Origin of the sequence: Umezawaea sp. Da 62-37, from assembly GCF_032460545.1 — a bacterium.
In the GTDB taxonomy this organism is placed as follows: domain Bacteria; phylum Actinomycetota; class Actinomycetes; order Mycobacteriales; family Pseudonocardiaceae; genus Umezawaea.
Window position 1 is genome coordinate 3405050 of record NZ_CP135965.1, and the last position, 17803, is coordinate 3422852.

At 71.8% G+C, this 17803-nt stretch carries 19 protein-coding genes and 1 pseudogene; 10 read left to right on the forward strand and 10 right to left on the reverse strand.

Features of this window, described 5'->3' with window-relative positions:
- Positions 1–76 precede the first annotated feature (76 nt).
- Complete coding sequence (locus RM788_RS14910; protein ID WP_315932262.1) at positions 77–595, forward strand: ribonuclease FAU-1 family protein; 519 nt, start codon at positions 77–79, stop codon at positions 593–595.
- On the opposite strand, the gene coaE is transcribed toward RM788_RS14910, so the two are convergent.
- The 3 genes from coaE to rpsA form a co-directional block, all read right to left on the reverse strand.
- Positions 571–1746, reverse strand: a complete 1176-nt coding sequence (gene coaE, locus RM788_RS14915; protein ID WP_315932263.1) for a dephospho-CoA kinase — start codon at positions 1744–1746, stop codon at positions 571–573. The genes RM788_RS14910 and coaE overlap by 25 nt on opposite strands.
- 12 nt (positions 1747–1758) lie before the next feature.
- Positions 1759–2376, reverse strand: coding sequence for a hypothetical protein (locus tag RM788_RS14920; RefSeq protein ID WP_315932264.1), 618 nt, complete (start codon positions 2374–2376; stop codon positions 1759–1761).
- A 632-nt stretch (positions 2377–3008) separates the two neighbouring features.
- Positions 3009–4499: a 30S ribosomal protein S1 gene (gene rpsA, locus RM788_RS14925; protein ID WP_106187723.1), complete on the reverse strand. Its 1491-nt coding sequence runs from the start codon at positions 4497–4499 to the stop codon at positions 3009–3011.
- 190 nt (positions 4500–4689) lie between these two features.
- Here rpsA and RM788_RS14930 point away from each other — a divergent pair, with 190 nt between their 5' ends.
- From RM788_RS14930 to RM788_RS14950, 5 genes are all read left to right on the forward strand, one after another.
- Positions 4690–5520: a class I SAM-dependent methyltransferase gene (locus RM788_RS14930; RefSeq protein ID WP_315932266.1), complete on the forward strand. Its 831-nt coding sequence runs from the start codon at positions 4690–4692 to the stop codon at positions 5518–5520.
- Positions 5521–5619: 99 nt separating this feature from the next.
- Positions 5620–6552 carry a GNAT family N-acetyltransferase gene (locus RM788_RS14935; RefSeq protein ID WP_315932267.1) on the forward strand — a complete coding sequence of 311 codons (933 nt, stop codon included), beginning with the start codon at positions 5620–5622 and terminating at the stop codon, positions 6550–6552.
- Positions 6553–6665: 113 nt separating this feature from the next.
- Entirely contained in the window at positions 6666–7391 is a 726-nt protein-coding gene (locus tag RM788_RS14940; RefSeq protein WP_315932268.1) for an ATP-binding cassette domain-containing protein, read from the forward strand.
- Positions 7388–9268 carry a YhgE/Pip family protein gene (locus RM788_RS14945; RefSeq protein WP_315932269.1) on the forward strand — a complete coding sequence of 627 codons (1881 nt, stop codon included), beginning with the start codon at positions 7388–7390 and terminating at the stop codon, positions 9266–9268. The genes RM788_RS14940 and RM788_RS14945 overlap by 4 nt, the downstream gene beginning before the upstream one ends.
- A complete protein-coding gene (locus tag RM788_RS14950) occupies positions 9265–9849 on the forward strand; it encodes a TetR/AcrR family transcriptional regulator (protein WP_315932271.1) in 585 nt (194 codons plus the stop codon). Before RM788_RS14945 ends, RM788_RS14950 begins: the two co-directional genes overlap by 4 nt.
- Here RM788_RS14950 and RM788_RS14955 read toward each other — a convergent pair.
- The 3 genes from RM788_RS14955 to RM788_RS14965 form a co-directional block, all read right to left on the reverse strand.
- Positions 9840–10472: a hypothetical protein gene (locus tag RM788_RS14955; RefSeq protein ID WP_315932272.1), complete on the reverse strand. Its 633-nt coding sequence runs from the start codon at positions 10470–10472 to the stop codon at positions 9840–9842. The two genes, RM788_RS14950 and RM788_RS14955, sit on opposite strands and share 10 nt — an antisense overlap.
- 89 nt (positions 10473–10561) lie before the next feature.
- Entirely contained in the window at positions 10562–11140 is a 579-nt protein-coding gene (locus RM788_RS14960; protein ID WP_315932273.1) for a Rossmann-fold NAD(P)-binding domain-containing protein, read from the reverse strand.
- Positions 11137–11757 (reverse strand): P-loop NTPase family protein, encoded by a 621-nt coding sequence (locus RM788_RS14965; protein WP_315932275.1) that lies wholly within the window; start codon positions 11755–11757, stop codon positions 11137–11139. The genes RM788_RS14960 and RM788_RS14965 overlap by 4 nt, the downstream gene beginning before the upstream one ends.
- A gap of 64 nt (positions 11758–11821) precedes the next feature.
- Between RM788_RS14965 and RM788_RS14970 the strand changes: the two are divergent.
- Positions 11822–11959 (forward strand): annotated as a pseudogene (locus RM788_RS14970) (nucleoside hydrolase); the annotation flags it as partial.
- A gap of 66 nt (positions 11960–12025) precedes the next feature.
- On the opposite strand, the gene RM788_RS14975 reads toward RM788_RS14970, so the two are convergent.
- Positions 12026–12553 (reverse strand): GNAT family N-acetyltransferase, encoded by a 528-nt coding sequence (locus RM788_RS14975; RefSeq protein ID WP_315932277.1) that lies wholly within the window; start codon positions 12551–12553, stop codon positions 12026–12028.
- A gap of 87 nt (positions 12554–12640) precedes the next feature.
- Here RM788_RS14975 and RM788_RS14980 point away from each other — a divergent pair, with 87 nt between their 5' ends.
- Positions 12641–13099: a winged helix-turn-helix transcriptional regulator gene (locus RM788_RS14980; RefSeq protein WP_315932278.1), complete on the forward strand. Its 459-nt coding sequence runs from the start codon at positions 12641–12643 to the stop codon at positions 13097–13099.
- Here RM788_RS14980 and RM788_RS14985 read toward each other — a convergent pair.
- The gene (locus RM788_RS14985; RefSeq protein WP_315932279.1) at positions 13086–13586 is read right to left on the reverse strand and encodes an O-acetyl-ADP-ribose deacetylase; all 501 of its coding nucleotides are present in this window, start codon (positions 13584–13586) and stop codon (positions 13086–13088) included. The genes RM788_RS14980 and RM788_RS14985 overlap by 14 nt on opposite strands.
- 4 nt (positions 13587–13590) lie before the next feature.
- Positions 13591–14190, reverse strand: a complete 600-nt coding sequence (locus RM788_RS14990; protein WP_315932280.1) for a TetR/AcrR family transcriptional regulator — start codon at positions 14188–14190, stop codon at positions 13591–13593.
- A gap of 73 nt (positions 14191–14263) precedes the next feature.
- On the opposite strand from RM788_RS14990, the gene RM788_RS14995 reads away from it, so the two are divergent.
- Complete coding sequence (locus tag RM788_RS14995; protein ID WP_315932281.1) at positions 14264–14734, forward strand: DUF1453 domain-containing protein; 471 nt, start codon at positions 14264–14266, stop codon at positions 14732–14734.
- Positions 14735–14796: 62 nt separating this feature from the next.
- Positions 14797–15789 carry a helix-turn-helix domain-containing protein gene (locus RM788_RS15000; RefSeq protein ID WP_315932282.1) on the forward strand — a complete coding sequence of 331 codons (993 nt, stop codon included), beginning with the start codon at positions 14797–14799 and terminating at the stop codon, positions 15787–15789.
- A gap of 6 nt (positions 15790–15795) precedes the next feature.
- On the opposite strand, the gene RM788_RS15005 is transcribed toward RM788_RS15000, so the two are convergent.
- Positions 15796–17754: a beta propeller repeat protein gene (locus RM788_RS15005; RefSeq protein ID WP_315932283.1), complete on the reverse strand. Its 1959-nt coding sequence runs from the start codon at positions 17752–17754 to the stop codon at positions 15796–15798.
- Positions 17755–17803 lie beyond the last annotated feature (49 nt).

Here is a 17803-nt window from a genome sequence, read left to right on the forward strand (position 1 = left end):
ACGGGCATCAATCCGTGATGTAACGAATCGACCCGGAGGGTTACCAAGCGCGCACGTAGGGCTACCCTCGGATCGCGTGGGAGCGGTCATCACACCTCAGCTGGTCGACACGGTCGACACCATAAGCGCTGTTCGCAGCTACTCCTCCGGGATGTCGCGGCACCTGACGACCTGCGAGGTCGAACGGTGGGGACTCCGGATGGAATGCCCTACCCCCGAAGACCCGTTCACCGATTCCGAGGTCACCTGGCTGATCCCGGACCTGGGTCTCCGCCTGACGCACCACCGTCCTCGATCGCGCCACGCGCGTCGGACGCCGAGCGTCCTGACCGCGGTCCGCGTCGAGCGCGACGGCCGGTCGTGGCGCACCACCGACCTTCTGCTGGGCCTCGCGGTCCCCGGCGGCACCACCGCCCGGATCGTGCGCTCGGAGGAGTTCGCCGCCGCCGTCGCGGGGCGCGTGCTCCGCTCCGGTGACGCCGACCTGGCGTTGCGGACCGTGCACCGCACGCTCGAGGAGATCAGCCTGCACCGCCACGACATGACGTCGTGGCTGATGCACCGGGGCCTCTACGAGGTCTGGCCGCCGGTGTAGCCCATCCGCTCCGACGCGGCGGCCATCCAGGGCTCCTTGGCTTCCGCGTAGGCCAGCATGGTGTCGTCCGAGGCGTGCTCGGCGGCCAGTTCGAGCTTCAACTCCTGGTAGTCCGCCACCTCGTCCGGGCTGGTCCGCAGCCAGTCGCGGAACCGCAGCGCCCACTCCCACGCCGGGCCGCCCTCCACCCGGACGTGCAGGTTGACCCTCCTGCGCGGGTCCGCGCCCACGTGCAGCCGCTTCCGCCACAGCTCCGGGTCCGCGCCCGCCGGTTTCGGGGTGTCCTCGTACGCCCCCTCAAGTCGGGGGAAGCCCGCGTCGCCCAGCTGTTCGGCCAGTTCGTCGGCGACCTCCAGCGACGGGACGCCCAGTTGGAAGTCAAGCACGTCCTTCGCCGCCAGGCCTGGTACCGCCGTCGAGCCGATGTGCTCGACGCGCAGCCCGCCTGCGGCCAGCCTGATCCGGTTGGCGACCCGTGTCGCCTGCTCGGGCCAGGTTTCGTCGTACGGAACCACTTTCGGGCCTCGCGGGGTGAACCGGCGCAGCCGGATGTTGGCCTCGTAGGAGACCAGGCGGTCGGCCCACAGCTCGTCCACCGCGGCCAGGACCAGGTCGGGGGTGCCGGAGTTGTCCAGCCACACGTCGGCGACGGCCCGGCGCTGGTCGTCGTCGGCCTGCGAGGCGATGCGGTTGCGGGCGTCGGTTTCGGACATGCCGCGGGAGGTGGTGAGCCTGCGGACGCGTTCGTCGGGGTCGGCGTGGACGATGATCACCAGGTGGTAGGCGGGGGCGACGTCGTTCTCCACGAGCAGGGGGATGTCGTGGACGACGATCGCGTCGGGGGCCGCGGCGGTGAGCAGTTCGGCGGTGCGGGCGCCGACCCTGGGGTGGACGATGGCGTTCAGGGTCTTGCGGTTGGTCTCGTTGGTGAAGACCTTCGCGGCTAGAGCTGCCCTGTTGAGGGCGCCGTGTTCGTCCAGCACGTCTTGGCCGAAGGCTTCGACGATCTCTGCCAGGCCTTCGGTGCCGGGTTCGACGACTTCCCTGGCCAGTTTGTCGGAGTCGATGAGGACGGCGCCGTGTTCGGCGAGCCTGCCGGCGACCGTCGACTTGCCCGACCCGATTCCTCCGGAGAGGCCCACGCGCAACATGGGGTCAGTCTTTCAGGAGATCGGCACCGTCATGGACTGGGCGGCGAAACCGGCGAGGACCGAGGCGATCTTGTCGTCGGGGAGGACGCCGTTCTTGGCCCTGACGACGAAGGTCGACGTGCCGAGGGAGCCGATGACGAGGTGCTCCTGGGAGTTCGCCACCAGGGTGCCCTTCTGCTTGCCGACGTCGATCTCGGTGATGGTGGCGCCCTCTGCGCGTTCCGCGTCGAGGCTTTCGGTGACGCGGTCCTTGGCGGTGGGTTCGTCGGCGTAGGTGGAGAGGCCCACCACGACGATCGCGTCCGGGAGGGATTTGTCCTCCGGGACGCCGTAGTAGCAGTCGGCCTTGGCGGTGCGGGCCAGGGAGGGCTCGGGGACGCCGATGATCATTCGGGTCTTGCCGGGGAGTTCTTGGCCTATGCCCTGGGCGACCTGGGAGGCGGGGACGATGAGTTCGCAGTCGTCGGGGATGGGGCGATCGGCCATGACGGGGGTGCGGGTCACCGAGCTGGGGATGACGATCCGGGGGATCTGGGGTGGGGGCGCGGCGGGTTTCTCGGGGGCGGCGCAGGCCAGCAGGGCCATGGTGGACATGGCCAGTAGGGCGGGGAGGTACCTGGCGGCTGGCATAGGAGGACGAATTTAGTGCGGGGTGGGGGGTGGATCCAAGAGGCGCGGCGGGTGGGGAGGGGGTGGTGTTTTGGTTGACCGGTTCGGGTGGGGGGTGACTGTTGGTGGTCGGGGGGTGGGTTGGGGGGGTTTAGAGCAGGTGGCTTTACCCGGTTGCCGAGTGTTCTATGCTTGTCGACGTTTGTCAAGACGATGGAGCTGTCTTGACAAACGTCGACAAGCATAGAGATGGCTTTGGATCGGGTGCAGGGGTAGGTCTGGCTGCGCCAGCATCAGGCTTCGCCTGACTCGGGCATCGGGCTCCGCCCGACAAGGCCTGGCTTTGGGCTTGGACATTGGGGATCCGACGCTCCGCGACGGACCGGGCATCTCGCTGCGCGTCGACGGGGCATCCTGGGCTTCGCCTTCGGACGGGGCACCCGACGCTCCGCGACGGGCAAGGCACCTCGCTTCGCATCGGCTGGGCATCCGAGCTGCGCCGAACAGGGCATCGGCTGTGCCGATAAGGCATTCGGGCTGCGCCGGACAGAACGGTGGCGGGGCTTTGCCACGAACTGAAACTGAAGAAGCCCCGCACCACCGGAGTGGTGCGGGGCTTCTTCTAGGTGTTACCGCCTAGCGATCCGTGAGGATCAGGCGCCACCCGACAGCTTCTCGCGGAGGAGAGCGAGCTGCTCGTCGCTGGCCAGCGTGCCGCCGGACTGGGCCGGGGCGCCGGTGCTGGACGCGGCGGCGGGGGCGTCGCCACCCGAGGAGTAGTTGGTCTCCCCAGCGGCTTCTTCCTCAGCGGCAGCGGCCTTGGCGACCTGCTTCATGTGGGCCTCGTAACGAGTGTGGGCCTCAGCGTACTGACGCTCCCACTCCTCACGCTGCTTGTCGAAGCCGTCCTGCCATTCCTGGCTCTCGACGTCGAAGCCCTCGGGGTAGATGTAGTTGCCCTCGGCGTCGTACTCGGCGGCCATGCCGTACTGCGTCGGGTCGAACTCGGAGTCGACCGTGAAGCCCTCGTTCGCCTGCTTCAGCGAGAGCGAGATGCGGCGACGGTCGAGGTCGATGTCGATGACCTTGACCATGACGTCGTCGCCGACCTGCACGACCTGCTCCGGGATCTCGACGTGGCGCTCGGCCAGCTCGGAGATGTGCACCAGGCCCTCGATGCCCTCGTCCACGCGGACGAACGCGCCGAACGGAACCAGCTTCGTGACCTTGCCGGGCACGATCTGGCCGATGGCGTGGGTGCGGGCGAACTGGCGCCACGGGTCTTCCTGCGTCGCCTTGAGCGACAGCGACACGCGCTCGCGCTCCATGTCGACGTCGAGGACCTCGACGGTGACTTCCTGGCCGACCTCGACAACCTCGGACGGGTGGTCGATGTGCTTCCAGGACAGCTCCGAGACGTGCACCAGGCCGTCGACGCCACCGAGGTCCACGAAGGCACCGAAGTTGACGATCGAGGACACGACGCCCTTGCGGACCTGGCCCTTCTGCAGCTGGTTGAGGAACTCGCTGCGGACCTCGGACTGCGTCTGCTCGAGCCACGCGCGACGGGACAGGACCACGTTGTTGCGGTTCTTGTCCAGCTCGATGATCTTGGCTTCGAGCTCGCGGCCGACGTAGGGCTGGAGGTCGCGCACGCGGCGCATCTCGACCAGGGAGGCGGGAAGGAAGCCGCGCAGGCCGATGTCCAGGATCAGACCACCCTTGACAACCTCGATCACGGTGCCCTTGACCGGCTCGTCCTTCTCCTTGAGCGCCTCGATGGTGCCCCACGCGCGCTCGTACTGAGCGCGCTTCTTGGAGAGGATCAGCCGACCTTCCTTGTCCTCCTTCTGGAGAACAAGGGCCTCGACCTCGTCGCCGACCTTGACAACGTCGTTGGGGTCGACGTCGTGCTTGATCGACAGCTCGCGCGAGGGGATGACGCCCTCGGTCTTGTAGCCGATGTCGAGCAGGACCTCGTCCCGGTCGACCTTGACGATCGTGCCCTCGACGATGTCGCCGTCGTTGAAGTACTTGATCGTCTTGTCGATAGCGGCGAGGAAGTCCTCCTCCGTACCGATATCGTTGATCGCGACCTGCTTCGGCGCCTTGGCGACCGGGACAATGGTGGTGTCGGTGGACATTAGGTAGGTGGCTCCGGTACGGATTGGGATTGGGTGGCCTGCAAAGTGCTTCGCGCGGCGGGCACACCCGACCCCCACAGGCCAGTTTTCGTGCTACTGGATCATGGGCAGAGCTAACCCACTACGCAGGCGGTATCGTACGCGGCTTCGCGACCAGCGGGCAAACCGGTACCCACACGTTAGGAGCAGTGTGTCCACCCAGCACGCAAGTGCCGAACTGACCCTCGGCACGACCGGTATCGCGAAGCGTCCCGTGGACGCGGACGAGTCGCGCGCGGCCAACCGGATCTGGTGGGACGCGGACGCCGACGACTACCACGCCGAGCACGGCGACTTCCTCGGCGCGGCCGACTTCATGTGGTGCCCGGAAGGGGTCCGCGAGGAGGACGCGCGGCTGCTCGGGGACGTCGCGGGCAAGCTCGTGCTGGAGGTCGGCTGCGGGTCCGCGCCGTGCGCCCGGTGGCTCGCCGCGCAGGGCGCGCACCCGGTCGCGTTCGACATCTCCGCGGGCATGCTCCGGCACGCCGCCGAGGCCAACCGCGAGACCGGCATCGCCGTCCCGCTGGTCCAGGCGTCCGCGGACCAGCTGCCGTTCGCGGACGGCTCGTTCGACGCGGCCTGCTCGGCGTTCGGCGCGGTGCCGTTCGTGGCGGACTCGGGCGTCGTCATGCGCGAGGTTTCACGGGTGCTGCGCCCCGGCGCGCCGTGGGTGTTCGCCGTGACTCACCCGATCAGGTGGATCTTTCCGGACGATCCCGGCCCCGAGGGGCTGACGGCCACGCAGTCGTACTTCGACCGGACGCCGTACGTCGAGGTCGACGAGACGGGCCGGGCGACCTACGTCGAGCACCACCGCACGATGGGCGACTACGTCCGGCAGCTCGCCGAGGCGGGCCTCGACCTGGTCGACCTGCTGGAACCCGAGTGGCCGGAGGGCCACGACCGCGAGTGGGGCCAGTGGAGCCCGCTGCGCGGCAGGCTCTTCCCCGGCACGGCGATCTTCCGCACCCGCAAGCGGTAGGGCCGGACGGCGCGCCGGCCCGTCGGACGCCGGTCCGCGGGCGACGCGCCGTCCGGGCCTGACCAGGTGGGAGCGGTCCCGAGTCGTAATCTTGGGGCCATGAGGGTGGGTCGAGGACTGCTGGACGCGCAGTCCGCGCGGTTCGCGTCGATCGACCCGATGCTCCCCGCCGTGCCGGAGCCGCCGGACGGCGACGTGCTCACCGCGGCGCTGCCGGACGGCACCCGCGTCGCGGGCGTGGTGCACCGGCAGGTCCACGAGCCGTCGTCGATGAGCAGGCTCTGGTCGGCCACCGAGGTGTGGGAGATGACGCCGCTGCTGGGCGGGGCGGGCGGGCGCGGGATGGACGCGCTGCTGCGGGCGTGGCGGCGGATGATGGACAGGGCCGCGGGCGCGGAACCGGACTCGTCGTGCGTGCTGACCTGGCCGAGCCGGGACGCCGAGGCGACGAAGGCGCTGCTGGACCACGGGATGGTGCCGCTGTCGACGATCGCGGTGCGGCGCCCCGCGAACGGCCGGGACGGCGGCCCGCCGCCGACGCTGCGGATCCGCCGGGCCACGCCGCACGACCTGGAGGCGGTCCTCCAGCTGTCGCTGGCCGAGCTGCACTACTCGTCGCTGGTCGGCTCGACGATCGCCCGGCCGGAGGCGGTGGCGCTCAAGCGCCGCACGCTGCGCGACCGGCTCGCGTCGAACGGGCCGACGTGGCTGGCCGAGCGCGACGGGATCGCGGTGGCGCTGGCCGAGTGCGCGGTCGTGGCATCGGAACCGGGCAACTGGACGTCGACCCGGCTGCCGCACGGCCGCTGGGGGTACGTGAACTGCCTGTCGGTGCTGCCCGGCGCGCGCGGGACCGGCGTCGGGCAGCAGCTGATGGCGTTCGCGCACCGGGAGCTCGAACGGCTCGGCACCGTGGGCACGTACCTCTACTACAACCCGCCGAACCCGCTCTCCTCGGTGTTCTGGCCGCGCCAGGGTTATCGTCCACTGTGGACCGTGTGGGAAGTGCGCCCGGCGTTCGCGCTGCGCTGAGCCCCGCGAGTCCGTTTCGCGAGGTTGCCGAGAACGTCACACCACCTGGAGTTGCGAGCTACCTCCCCGCGAGCCACTATTTGAACTGACTGGTCAGTTCAAAGGAGGTAGCGGTGGAGATCCACGCCCGGCGCGTCGGTGTCACCGGGGCCCACGGCCCGCTGGTGCGGCCGACCACCCTGCTCGTCGGCACGGGCGGGTTCGCCCTGGTGGCGGGCGATCCCGGCACGGGTCACACCGCGTTCGGCCTCGTGCTGTCCGGCAGGCTCAAGCCCGGCTCGGGCTCGGTGCTGCTCGACGGCGTCGACGACCCCAAGGAGCTGCGCAAGCGCGTCGCCCTCGTGGACGCGCCCGACGTCAACGAGCCGGAGGCCGCGCTCTCGCTGGGCGTGGTCGTCGGCGAGGAGCTCGCCATGATCGGGCGGCGCAGCGGCCGCAAGGCAGTCGCCGACTGGCTGGCCGACCGCGACGCCGACCGGTACGCGGACAGCCGCTTCGAGCACGTGCCCCCGGACGTGCGGTGCGCGCTGCTGCTGGAACTGGCCGCCGCCCGGCCCGGCGTGCGGGCGCTCGTGCTCGACACCCCTGACCGCTACCACGGCGTCCCGGAGTCCTGGCTCGAGCTGGCCCAGGCCCGGGTGACCCCCGAGCTGTCGGTCGTCGTGCTCTGCACGACCGCCTCCGCCAGGTTGCTCGACATCCCCACCGCCCGGCTGGGCGAGGACAACACCCCACCCGCCGAGGTCGTCGACGACACCGCGGCCGACGCGGACACCGTGACCGACACCGCGGCGGTCGTCGTGGCCGAGACCGAGGACGTTCAGGAGAAGACGGCATGACCGCGATCCGGATGGCGCTCAACGAACTGCGCCGGGTCAGCTCCGGGAAGCTGCCCAAGCTCGCCCTGCTTGCGCTCGCGCTGGTGCCGCTGCTCTACGCGTCGCTCTACCTGTACGCCAACAAGGACCCGTACTCGAACCTCAAGCACGTGCCCGCCGCGCTCGTCGTCGCCGACAAGGGCGCCGACCAGCTGCACGCGGGCCGCGACGTGGCCGACGAACTGGTCAAGGGCGCCAGGTTCGACTGGCACGAGGTGTCCGAGGACGACGCCGAGAAGGGTGTCCGCGACGGCACCTACACCTTCGCGCTCACGCTGCCCGAGGACTTCTCGGAAGCGCTTTCCTCCCCCGGCGCCTTCACCCCGCGCCAGGGCGTGATCACCCTGACCACCAACGACGCCAACAACTACCTGGGCAGCACGATCGCGAACCAGGTCGTCACGGAGGTGCGCCGCTCGGTGTCGGTGAAGGTCGGCGAGGAGGCCGCGGACAAGCTGCTGCTCGGCTTCTCCACCATCCGGCAGAAGACCGTCGAGGCCGCCGACGGCGCGACGAAGCTCGCCGACGCGCAGCAGTCCGCGCTGTCCGGCACGCAGCAGCTCGTGGACGGCGCGACCCCGTTGGCCGACGGCGCGGCCACCCTCGCGGGCGGGCTGGACCAGCTGCGCGCGCAGACCAAGGACCTGCCCGCGAAGTCGCAGCAGCTCGCGAGCGGCGCCAAGCAGGTGTCCGACGGCAACGCCACGGCCGCGACGACCGCGGAGGAATACGCGGCCAAGGCGCAGGCGCTGGTGGACGGGCTCGACCAGGTCAACGGCGACATCGCGGCGAAGCTGCGGGCCGCGGGCATGGACGAGGAGGACGTGCAGCAGGTGCTGACCGCCCTGACCACGGCCAAGGCGCCGGTAGACGACGCCAACGGCAAGGTGCAGGGCGCCGCCGGGCAGCTCCGCCAGTTGGCCGGTGGCGCCAAGCAGGTGTCCGACGGTGCCGCGCAGCTCGCGGCCTCCACGCCCGCGCTGACCGACGCGATCGGCAAGCTCGACGACGGCGCGGCCACCCTCTCCTCCGGTGCGACGCAACTCCGCGACGGTGCCACCAAGCTCCGCGACGGCGAGCAGCAACTGGTCGACGGCACCACCAAGCTGCGCGACGGCCTCAACGAGGGCGTCGGCCAGATCCCGAACCCCGACGACCCCACCCGCGACGCGACCGCGAAGACCATCGGCGACCCGGTGAACGTGCGCGGCGTCAGCCAGACCGCCGCGGGCACCTACGGCGCGGGCCTCGCCCCGTTCTTCCTCGGGCTGGCCACGTGGATCGGCGCGTTCGTCCTCTTCCTGCTGCTGCGACCACTGTCGCGGCGGGCGCTGGCCGCGGGCCAGACGGCGGTGCGAGTCGCGGTCGGAGGCTGGCTGCCCGGCGCCCTGCTCGGCATCGCGCAGGTGATCATCATGTTCGCCGTCGTCACGCTGGTCGTGGACATCCGGCCCAGCGACCCCGTCGGCACGCTGGCGTTCCTGTTCCTCACGTCGATGACGTTCGTCGCGATCCTGCACGCCCTCAACGCGCTGCTGGGCGCGGTCGGCAAGTTCGTCGGCCTGGTGCTGCTGATCCTCCAGCTGGTCAGCGCGGGCGGCACGTTCCCGTGGCAGACCATCCCGGAACCGCTCTACCCGCTGCACTACGGTTTGCCGATGGGCTACGCCGTGGACGGTCTGCGCCACCTCATGTACGGCGGTGAGCTGGCGGGCGTCGGCCACGACGCGCTGGTGCTGGTGGCCTACCTCGTCGGGGCGCTGGCGCTGTCCACGCTGGCCGCCTACCGCCAGCGGGTCTGGACGCCGTCGCGCCTGAAGCCGGAACTGGTGCTGTGAGCACCCGCCGCACCCCGACCAAGCAGAAGCTGTTCGACGCGGCGCTGAAGCTCGTCGGCGAGCGCGGCGCCGCGTCGGTGACCGTCGACGAGATCGCCGCCGAGGCCGGGGTCGCGAAGGGCACCGTGTACTACAACTTCGGCAGCAAGGACGCGCTGGTCGACGCCCTGCTGCGGCATGGTGTCGACCTGCTCGCCGCGCGGCTGCGCCCGGCCGGGGAGCAGGCCGACACCGAGGACGCGCTGGCCGCGCTGGTCGACGGGATGCTCGGCTTCTTCGCCGAGTACCCGGCGTTCGGGCAGTTGCTGGTGAGCGAGCTGTGGCGCACGCCGGGCCAGTGGCACGGCACGTTGAGCCTGCTGCGCGACGACATCGTGTCGATCGTGAAGGCGCAGATGCAGCGCGTGCACGACGCGGGCCGCCTGCCCGCCGGGGTTCAGGTCGGCACCGCGTCCGCCGCGCTGTTCGGCACGCTGCTCGTGATCGCGCTGGACTGGCAGGTGTTCCAGCCCGACCGGTCGCTGGCCGAGGTGCGCGAGTCCGTGCTGATGCTGGTGCGGGGTCTCGGCCCTCAGGCCTGAACCGGCTGGACGGCTTCGGGGAACATCGCCGGGTCGGTCTGCCCGCGGGTGATCGCGCGGACCCCGAGTGTCGCCATGGCGGAGGTGAGGACGGCGAGGGCCGACTCGGTGGTGATCGCGAGGGCCAGGAACCGGAAGTACCCGATCCCGGAGAGGTCGTTGCCGAAGTGCGCGAGCGCCAGGAAGACCAGGAGCTTCGTGCAGGAGCCCAACGACCACAGCGCGAACACCGGGTTGCGGGGCCGGTCGGCGGGCGCCGCGGAGCGCCGCACCGGATCACTCGCGTTCAGGACGTCGGGCATCCACCACGGCGCCGTGCGCCGCTTCGTCCACACCGCCCCCACCGCGAGCTTGGCGTTCCACCGCGCCCGACCGCGCCAGAAGACCGAGCAGGCGAGCGTGGCGAACGCGGCGGCGAGGAGGACCACCCCACCGACGATCAGCACCGCGAGCGCGGGTTCCGGACTGGCGGCCTTGGCCTCCCACGACCGGACGAGGCCCCACGCACCGGTCGCGCACACCGCCCAGCCGACCACCTCGATCCAGGCGAACGCGACCACCGCGCGAGCGGCACCGACCACGGGGCGGTACTCACGTGGGAAGTGGACGGCCTGGAATGCCATGGAATCCCCCGGAATCGACATCCCCCTGATGCCGAGCGCGCAGGCTAGCGCACCGCCAAGACGTCACATCACCCCATCGGGACGGCGGTTCAGCCCCAGCGGTCGACCTCGCCCACCTGGTGCGTCGACGGCGGCCGCCCGTCCAGCGCCCGGCGCACGGCGGCGAGCACACCCGCCGACACCTCCTCGTGCGACAACCACCGCGTCGTGGAGCCGTGCCGGACGTGGCCGAGCACCACCTGCTGCGTCGGATGGCCGTCGAGGACCGGTTCACGGACACCGTGCACGGGGTGGACGGCGCCCGAGTCGTGCACCTCCACCACCGGGGCGCTCGGGGCCAGCAGCGGTTCGACGGCGCGCAGCACCGGGTCGCGGTACGTCGAGTGCACCCACGCCACCAGCAAGCCCGCGGGCCCGTCCAGCACGGCGCGGACCCGCTCCGCCAACTCCTCCGGCCGCGCCCAGTCGGCCGCGACCTCCCGCGGCCGTTCCGCGGGTGGCCGCGTCGTCGGCAACTGCCCCCGCGGCCCCAGCGCGGCCCGAGCCGCGAGCCCGAACCGCGGTCTCCGGCTGGGCAGCACCACCTTCCAGCCGTCCGCCACCAACGCCCCGGCGCACCCGGCCAGCATCCCGGTTCCGCCCAGCACCAACGCCATCCGCTCACTCATCGCACCGACTCCTCGTCGAGTCCGGCGGCCCGGCGCAACGGGCCCGCGCGCCACCTGTCCACTTCGCGCTGGCCGCGCAGCCGCACGATCGCGAGCCGCGACCCGTGCTCCCCGGCCAGTACCTGGGTCAACTTCTCCCGCATCCGCCCGTGCGACTTCCACGCCCACCGCCAGAGGTGGCGGCGGTCGGTGAACACGGTCCGCAGCGGCGGTTCGTAGTTGCCGTTCCACAGGTGCTCGCCCACCAGCCTGCGGCGCACCGTGCGCACGACCAGCCTGCGCATCACGAACGGCCGGGGGTGGTCGAGCCACACCAGCGTGTCCGCCTCGCCGAGCAGCAGCGGCCGCACGGCCTGGTACTGGTACTCCGTCACCCACTCCGGTTCGCTCGCGAACCTCCGCACGTCCTCGGCGAACTCCGGCCTGCAAGTCCACTGCGGACCGTGGAACAGCGCGTCCAGCTCCACGTAGGAAAGCCCGAGCACCGCGGCGATCCCGCCCGCCAGCGTCGACTTCCCGGCGCCCGCAGTCCCGGCCACCAGCACCCGTCTCGGCGGGTGCGGCAGCGCGTCGGTGGGTCCCAGCAGACATCCGAGCGGCGGTCCCGGCACAGGCACCGCGCCAGGTTACCGCCGGGCACCGACAAGAACCGGTCGTCCGGACCGGGCGGATGGGAATTCCGTGGTCCTCGACCGCGATCCGGGGCACGACGACGCGATCGCGACCCTCCTGGCGGCGGGCGACCCGACGTTGGACCTGCTCGGCGTCACGACCGCCGCCGCGAACCAGGCGCTGGAGGGGGTGGCGCTCACCGCCCGCCGGGTCTGCACGACCCGGTGGCCGTGGAGCTGGACGTGGACCGGTTCCGAGACCTCGTGGTCGCCGCTATCGGGCGACTGGGCTGACGGCCGCGAGCAGGTCCTCGTGGGTGGGGGCGCCGAACGCCCAGACCACCGGGAAGGTGTAGCGGACGACGCCGTCCTGGTGGACGGCGCGCGCGCCGGGCATGGCGCCGCGGACGAGCCGGACCATCGCGGTGTTCTCCGGCAGCACGTCGCCGTGCAGCTCGGTGTAGCAGAGCGTCCCGGCGAGCTGGGCCAGCTCGGTGAGCAGCAGCCGCCCGACACCCCGGCGCTGCCAGTGGTCGACGACGGCGACCGCCATCTCCGCCCGCCCGCGACCGGTCGCGACCAGCCGGGCGATGCCGACCGGCTGCCCCACGACCTCGGCGGCGACGGCGACGTGGCTGTGGCCGTCGAGGTCGGTGAGCCGGTCGCGGAACGCCTGGGTGAGCCTCGGCATCGGCGCGTGGAACCGCAGGTAGCGGCTGTGGTCGGACAGGCCGTCGAAGACCGCGTCGACGGCCGCGGGCGCGCTCCAGCGGTCGAGCGCGTGCACGCGTGGACCGGTCATCGGGACGTCCGTCCTCAGCTGGGTTCGGAATCAGAACCCCGACCATAGCTGGGTCTGTTTTCCGAACGCAAGGGTATTCTCGGAGACATGGCACACGCGAAGCTCGCCGACCAGCAGTGCCCCATCGCCCTGCCCGCCGCCCTGCTCGGCGAGCGCTGGACGTTGCTGCTGCTGCGCCAGGTCTTCCTCGGCACCCGCAGGTTCGAGGACTTCCAGTCCACGATGGACATCTCCCGCAGCGTCCTGACCGACCGGCTGGCCGAACTGGTCGACGAGGGCATCCTGCGGCGGGTGGCGTACAAGGACGTGCGCACGCGGTACGAGTACCGGCTCACCGACAAGGGCCGCGACCTCTACCCGGTGATGATGGCGCTGCGCGACTGGGGCACGCGGTGGATGGCGCCCGAGGACGGCGCGTCGTTCGACCTGCACCACCACGACTGCGGCGGCGACGTGCGCGCGAAGGTCGAGTGCGCCGACTGCGGCACCGAACTGACCGCCCGCGACGTGCGGGTGACCCACCGCCCCGAGGTCAGGCTTCGTTGAACACCCGGAAGGCCGCCTCGCCGAACAGCACGAACCGCACCAGGCGCACCGACTCGACCGGCTCGCGGACGGCCGCCATGGCGATCTTCGCGGCCAACTCCAGCGGCCACCGGTAGACGCCGGTCGAGATCGCCGGGAACGCCACGGTCTCCGCGCCCAGTTCGGCGGCGGCGAGCAGCGAGTTGCGGTGGCACGCGGTCAGCAGCGCCGAGCGGTCCTCCTCGACGGAGAACACCGGCCCGACCGTGTGCACGACCCAACGCGCGGGAAGCCGTCCCGCGGTCGTCGCCACGGCCTGGCCCACCGGGAGCCCACCGCCGAGGTGACCGGCGCGCAGTGCGCGGCAGGCGGCCAGGATCTCCGGTCCGCCCGCGCGGTGGATCGCCCCGTCCACACCGCCTCCGCCGAGCAGCGACGAGTTGGCCGCGTTGACCACGACGTCCACGTCCTGCGTCGTGATGTCGCCCTCGACGATCTCGATCCGCATGGGGTCAGCCTGCCAGGTCGTCCAGGTGGCGGCGCAGCACCGCCGCCATGACCTCGGGCGTCGTCCGGTCCGGCTGGAGCACGGCGTTGACGGCGAGCCCGTCGATCAGCGCGGCCAACCGTTCGGTCTCGACGTCGACGACCATCCCGTCGGGCAGGGCGCCGAACTCGGCGGCGCGGGCCAGGATCCGGCCCACGATCATCCGCAGCCCCTCGTGCAGCCGCAGCGCCGACGGCCGCAGCGACGGACGGGTGCGCGCGGCGGTCACGAAGGCCAGCCAGATCACCGCCTCGTCGCGGCGGTCGGCGTCGAGCGGCAGCAGCTCCCCCAGCAGCGCCTCGACGAGCGGTCGCCGTTCGGCCGACGACTCCGCCGCGAGGATCCGCTCGGCACCTGCCCGAATCCGGACCTCGACGCGGTCCTCCAGCTCGCGCAGCGCGAACACCAGCAGCTCGTCGTGGCTGTCGAAGTAGTGCCGGACCGACCCGATGGCCAACCCGGCCTCCTCCGCCACGTTGCGCAGCGACGCCTGTTCGACCCCCTCCCGCCGGACGACGCGGAACAGGGCGTCCACGACGGCGGAACGGCGGGCTTCCGGGTCCACGATCCTGGGCACTCCCCTTTTTAGCATGGCCATGCTAATTTAAGTAGCACGGTCGTGCTACGAAAGGGGAGTCATGATCACGTGGTTGCTGATCGCCGGTGCCGTGGTGGCGGTGGTGGTCCGCCGGGCCATCGGGGAGCCGCTGAACGCACGGGACCTGGCAGGGCCGCCGCTGGTGCTGCTCGGACTGGGCGGGTACGCGTTGACGAAGGCAGGCCACCTGGGCGCGGTGGACGTGCTGTGGCTGGTGGTCGGCTCGCTGGTCGGGCTGGCGATGGGCGTGCTGCGCGGCTCGTCGGTGGTGGTGTTCACCCGCGACGGCGCGCTGTGGCAGCGCTACACCGGCCGGACGTTCGCCTACTGGGGCGTGTCGATCGCGGTCAACGCGGTCGTCGGCTACACGGCGGGCCCCTACACCGACGCGCGGCCGATCACGTTGTCGATCGGCGTCGGCCTGCTCGGCGAGGCGGCGCCGGTCGCGCTGCGGGCGCTGCGGCTCGCGCCGGACGCCGTGCGACTCCCGGAGGTCCTGCGCCCGAGGTGATCCCGCCGTTCCAGGGCGATCATCTCCCGAACGTACTGTGACCTCGGGCGAAGGGAGGGGCCGTGCTGGGAGCACTCGGGCTCGATCCGGCCGAGGAACGGGTCTACCGGGCCGTCGTCAGCGGCTACCGCGGCGACGCGGACGTCATCGCCGCGTCCGTCGGGATCGGACGGACGGAGGCCGTGTCGACGCTGTCGGCGCTGCTGGCCAAGGGGCTCGTGACCCGCACCGGCAGGTGGTACACGGCGGCGCCGCCGGACGTGCTGCTCGGGCCGATGCTGGTCAAGGGGCAGGCGGAGCTGGAGCGGGCGCGCGCGGCGGTGTCGCAGCTCGCCGACGAGTACCGGGGCGGCGCGCGGCGGCGGGACTCGGCGCGGCTGGTCGACGTGGTGACCGGCGCCGAGGCGATCCGCCACCGGCTGCTGAGCATGCAGCGCGAGGCCCGCGAGGAGGTGGTCTGGTTCTGCCGCAAGGCGCCCATCGCGATGACCTCGCCGGAGAACGACGAGGAGGCCGCGGCGCTGGCCCGCGGCGTCCGCTACCGGGCGGTGTTCGAGACGGCGCTGCTGGAGGAGCCCGGCGAGCTGGCCGAGGTCGTCGACTCGATCCGCGCCGGGCTCGTCGGCCGGTCGCTGCCGACGCTGCCCGTGCGGCTGGCCATCGCCGACCGGTCGATCGCGCTGTGCCCGCTGGTCACCGACGACGCCACCGGCGAGCCGACCGCGGCGCTGGTGATGCAGAGCAGCCTGCTCAGCGCGCTCGTCGCCCTGTTCGAGAGCTACTGGGAACGGGCGATCCCGCTGCGGATCGGCGACGACGCGGGCGGCGCCGACGTGCCGCTGACCCCGGACGAGCGGCAGCTGCTGTCACTGCTGCTCGCCGGGATCAGCGACAAGGCGATCGCCACCCAGCTGCGGGTCAGCCAGCGGACCGTCCAGCGCAGGCTCCAGGAGCTGATGCAGCGGGCGGACGCGCAGAGCCGGATGCACCTCGCGTGGCGGATCAACGAGCTCGGCTGGCTCGCCGACGACGCCGGGTGGCTCGCGCCGGGGTGACCCCGGTCAGCGCAGGGCGAGTCGGTGCACGCCGCTGGCCATCGTGCCCGCGAACAGCCACGCGCCGTCCGGCGACACCAGCACCGTGCGCACCTCGCGGTCCGCGGGCTGGGTCGGCAGCGCCTTCCAGTGCCGGCCGCCGTCGGTGCTGCGCTGCACGCCCTGCGCCACCACGGTCCAGTCCCGCGTCCCGGCGAACACCGCGCCGTCCCGTCCGAACACGACGGACGTGTAGTACAGCCCCGGTGCTCCGACGCCGTCGGCGAACGACTTCCCGGCGTCGTAGCTGACCTTGAGCAGCCCGTCGCCGACCGCGACCACGTGCTCCGGGTCGGCGGGGTCCACCGCCACCGCCTCGACGCGGCCGTCGAACGCCTTGCCGATCGGCAGGTCGGCGCCGGTGCTCAGGTACAGGCCCCGCACGTCGGCGATCCACACCGAACCGACGGGCCGGGTGGGGTCGACCGCCACCGCGTTCACGCCCGCCAGCACGTCGTCGTGGCGCGGCGTGAAGCTCGCCCCGCCATCGGTGCTGGAGTACACGGCGGGTGCCAGGTACGCGCCGGTGTAGACGTTCGCCGGGTCGCGCGGGTCGACCACCACCGACCGCGAGTTGCCGGGGAACTCCGCCGTCCGCTGCCACATCAGCCCGCCGTCGGCGGAGCGCTCCACCGCGAAGCACTCGCCGGGGCAGTAGGTGTTGCGCGTCCGCAGGACGCCGTTCCCCTTGCCCGGCAACGCTTCCAGCGAGCTGACGGTGTTGCCGATGGTGTCCGGCACCTTCCCGGTCCAGCCCCAGTCCTGGTAGCCCGCCGGGAGGGTCCGCCGCAGCGGGGCGGTCGACCGGTAGCTGCCGGTCGGCGTTCCCGCGATCAGCGCGGACCCGCTGACGGCCAGCGCGTTCACCCCCGTGTCGGGGATGCCGATCCGGTCGAAGTCCACCGAGTCCCGCGTGGTGAAGATGCCGGCCGACGCGGCGACGACCTGCACGTCCGGCCGGTCCGGGAACGCGCCGACCTCGGTGTACACGTCGACCTTCTCGGTCGCGGGCTTCGCCGTCCACGTGCGGCCGAGGTCCTTGCTGACCCACAACGCCTTCCGGCCGGTGCCGTCGGGCGAGCCCTCGATCGTCTGCACCTGGACGTCACCGGACGGCGCGACCCCGACGAACGGCACCGCGTCGTGCGCACCCCACGACCCGGTCGGCTTGCGCCACGTGCGGCCGTGGTCCGTGGAGAGGAAGGCACCGCTGAAGATGCCCGCGGCCACGACCACCTTGCCGCTCACCGACATCGTGTCCACGGCCACGTCGACCGGCAGCTTCTTCGCCACTCCCGGCTTGCCCACCGCGTTCTCGACCAGGTGGACACCCGACCCGATGCCGACGTACAGGTCGCGGTTGTCGAGGCCGAGCTGCCGCACGCCCTTCGGGGAACCGGGGATCAGCTTCCAGTGCGACCCGCGGTCGGTGCTGACGTGGACGCCGTCGTCACCACCGGCGAACACGGACTGGCCGGTCTCGGACACCACCAGGCTCGTGAACCCGGCGGGCGTCTCCAGCACCGTCCGGAACGTCCGCCCCGCGTCCCGGCTGCGCAGCACGGAACCGTGGTCCCCGCCCTGCGGCGCGACGGCCACGTACACCAGGTCCGCGTCCCGCGGATCAGCCGCGATCTGCCGCCCGTTCGCCGCGCCCAGGTCGAGCGCCACCGGCGGCGCCCAGGTGCGGCCGCGGTCGTCGGTCCGGTGCACATTTCGCCCGGTCGACGTCAGCACGTACAGCCGCGACGCCTTCGCCCGCGTGAACGCGAGATCGCCGCTGCCCGCGTTCGGCCCCATCGACTGCCACTGCCGCGCGACCGACTCCACATCCACCTGCCCCGCCGAGGCGGGTGCAACAGCGGCCGTGCCGAGCACCGCGCCCACCGCCAGCACGACGGTGGCGAACTTCCAAGTTCGGTACATGCGGCACAGCTTGCTGACCGTCGAGGCCGTGGTCACCGGAACTAGCCGG

Coding starts and splice junctions, on each gene's coding strand:
- coaE (WP_315932263.1), bottom strand. CDS start 1,746: ATGTTGCGCGTGGGCCTCTCCGGAGGAATCGGGTCGGGCAAGTCGACG.
- RM788_RS14920 (WP_315932264.1), bottom strand. CDS start 2,376: ATGCCAGCCGCCAGGTACCTCCCCGCCCTACTGGCCATGTCCACCATG.
- rpsA (WP_106187723.1), bottom strand. CDS start 4,499: ATGTCCACCGACACCACCATTGTCCCGGTCGCCAAGGCGCCGAAGCAG.
- RM788_RS14935 (WP_315932267.1), top strand. CDS start 5,620: ATGAGGGTGGGTCGAGGACTGCTGGACGCGCAGTCCGCGCGGTTCGCG.
- RM788_RS14945 (WP_315932269.1), top strand. CDS start 7,388: ATGACCGCGATCCGGATGGCGCTCAACGAACTGCGCCGGGTCAGCTCC.
- RM788_RS14955 (WP_315932272.1), bottom strand. CDS start 10,472: ATGGCATTCCAGGCCGTCCACTTCCCACGTGAGTACCGCCCCGTGGTC.
- RM788_RS14960 (WP_315932273.1), bottom strand. CDS start 11,140: ATGAGTGAGCGGATGGCGTTGGTGCTGGGCGGAACCGGGATGCTGGCC.
- RM788_RS14975 (WP_315932277.1), bottom strand. CDS start 12,553: ATGACCGGTCCACGCGTGCACGCGCTCGACCGCTGGAGCGCGCCCGCG.
- RM788_RS14980 (WP_315932278.1), top strand. CDS start 12,641: ATGGCACACGCGAAGCTCGCCGACCAGCAGTGCCCCATCGCCCTGCCC.
- RM788_RS14985 (WP_315932279.1), bottom strand. CDS start 13,586: ATGCGGATCGAGATCGTCGAGGGCGACATCACGACGCAGGACGTGGAC.
- RM788_RS14995 (WP_315932281.1), top strand. CDS start 14,264: ATGATCACGTGGTTGCTGATCGCCGGTGCCGTGGTGGCGGTGGTGGTC.
- RM788_RS15005 (WP_315932283.1), bottom strand. CDS start 17,754: ATGTACCGAACTTGGAAGTTCGCCACCGTCGTGCTGGCGGTGGGCGCG.